Raw genomic sequence first — 2,249 nt, forward strand, 5'->3', positions numbered from 1 at the left:
CTTTACTTCAACCCTTCTGGCTCTCGAAACCTAGAATATGACTTAAATAAGAGATTACCTAGTGAATAACCATAACAGTAAACCTGAAAATTACCAGAGCTTCCTGCCTAAACGATCCCCAGCGTCTCCCCCAACACCTCCCACGGCTCCTTCAATCAAACAATACACCACAAAAAGAACCCAAACTTATGTGGAAATGGAAGGAAGTAGAGGCATTTACAAAAATAAGTGGAGAGAATAATGACTGTGATTATTTAGGAAGTTCAAAATATGATACCATCGGCACTTCCGGGATATACCTCTTCTATCGAAACAATAATAACGAGAGATTTGAATTCAAAAAATTCCTCCCAATTTCTAGGATTAGACGGAATACGTAGCACCGCCGCAATTTATACTTACGGTCGTTATGAAGATACCTCTGTAACGTCCAAATCGGAATATGAAAAAAGAGATCGGTCGTTTATCCCAGTTCTAGAAGTCCATAGAAAAAGAGAAGCCGCGGTCAACAAAAAATCTCTTCTTGGATAGGGTATAGACCGATATATCCACCAAACCCAAGCAATATGTGGTATATTGGTGGGCATAATCATGGAGAGAGAGGGAACACACCTGGTGGAGATCTACGACGGCTACACACAGAACAGTGATAGTAGCGACTCACGTAGTTATACGCTGGCTAGAGGCGCAAAATATGAAACTTCTATCAAAGGTCGTCATTGCGATCGTAATGGAGCTGGCACTGGTGCTCCCCCAACCAAGGATACCGCCAGGTATACTGCGCTTGTCGAGGATGCAAGCGGTGGAAACCCGAGCAGCGGAACAGGAATTAAGGGCAAAAGTCTTTATATTAAAGACGACCAAAATTTACTCGGAAGCAATAAAAAATTTGAAGACTCTGTCCTAAGCAAAAAAGCTACTGTTTTCTTACCAAAGCTTACGCTCAAAGAGCTAGGCTTCAAAGACGATGAAATAATCACTCAGTGGAGCGATGAGAAAAAAATTGATCCAAACCAAAATGAACCTGTCTGGGAGCAAGGATCAGAATCAAAACCTATATGCTATATAAAAGATAAATCTCCCAAAGCCTTCGTTAAAATACAGGTGGATCCAGGGGATATGCCTCAGACGACTTTCAGCCTAAAAGTCAAGCTTAATGGCACAGAGATGGGTGTATGGAATGGACTAACCCTTAAAGGCGAAGAATTAAAACTTGAAGATCTCATTTTCAACAAACCCTTGGCAAACGATGTGGATGTGATAGATGACCCTCTTGAATGGGAATGGAGCCTAGATCCCAACAAGGGATGGAATAAATTGGCCAGCACTCAAAATACGTTTTACATCGTTCATGCAAAACCTTTTCAAGGAGAAAATGCTCCCCTGTATGACCTCGGGCTCAAATATGCTTGTGAATTTAGAAAAAAACGTAAACATAAAACAATAGCAGAAGCTATCTGTGAAGGGGTAGAAGAAACAAGAAGATATGATGGAAGTGCAAGGAAGGATACCGTTATGTTACCTAATGGCCAAGTGAACCTCCAGCCACCAAAGAAAAATATCATTTTAAATTAAATTATATTAATGATTATAGAGCAGACTGTTTAGCTCATGCTGAATTAATGCAATATCTGCTTAAGACAATAGGCGCATCAGCGGGGCATATCAAAATCTTCTGGGGTGGCGCTCACAAAAACGAAATCACTGCATACTATTATATATTATAAGGTTCCGCCGGCTTGGGCATCCATCATGGTAGAAGTGTGGCCTGATCGTTTCACATTTCATGCCCTACTTCATATAAGAGGGATATACTTTGATCCTAGTTTTAATATAATTACATCAAATATCCAAACTTATTTCACTGGTTTTGCCCATCCCGATGATATGTATCCTTATGGCAACTACCCTGGCCCTGAAGATAAAGACTGGGATAACGATGGAATCATCGATAAGCCTACACTACAATCTGGATTCTTAGAAAATTATCAACAGAACACAATAAATATATATAATTATGTTATCCACAAGTAATCATCCCCTAATTCTCATGAATCGATTGCTTCGAATCCTTACCCTTACTCTTTTGATTTTTCCAACCGAGCTAACTGCCGAGAAAGATTTCAGTTGCTTACTTGATAACAAAAACTATCAATTGATATCATCAGATAGTCAATTGAACAGGCTATTTCGTGTCACCCATCCTAATACTCCCTTTTGGTATGAAATTCATCTATTTGTGAAAAAAA

2 protein-coding genes are annotated in these 2,249 nt (G+C 39.6%); both read left to right on the plus strand.

The features are described 5' to 3' along the window. The first annotated feature begins 591 nt into the window (after positions 1 to 591). The gene (locus tag NZM04_07885) at positions 592 to 1,575 is read left to right on the plus strand and encodes a hypothetical protein (protein ID MCS7063941.1); all 984 of its coding nucleotides are present in this window, start codon (positions 592 to 594) and stop codon (positions 1,573 to 1,575) included. A 177-nt stretch (positions 1,576 to 1,752) separates the two neighbouring features. Further along, on the plus strand, positions 1,753 to 2,034 hold the full coding sequence (locus NZM04_07890) for a hypothetical protein (GenBank protein ID MCS7063942.1): 282 nt from the start codon (positions 1,753 to 1,755) through the stop codon (positions 2,032 to 2,034). Positions 2,035 to 2,249 lie beyond the last annotated feature (215 nt).

The sequence above is a fragment of the Candidatus Methylacidiphilales bacterium genome, assembly GCA_025056655.1.
In the GTDB taxonomy this organism is placed as follows: domain Bacteria; phylum Verrucomicrobiota; class Verrucomicrobiia; order Methylacidiphilales; family JANWVL01; genus JANWVL01.

What these genes read in the sequence shown, in the direction of transcription:
- NZM04_07885 (MCS7063941.1), top strand. Translation starts at nt 592, where the DNA reads ATGGAGAGAGAGGGAACACACCTGGTGGAGATCTACGACGGCTACACA.
- NZM04_07890 (MCS7063942.1), top strand. Translation starts at nt 1,753, where the DNA reads ATGGTAGAAGTGTGGCCTGATCGTTTCACATTTCATGCCCTACTTCAT.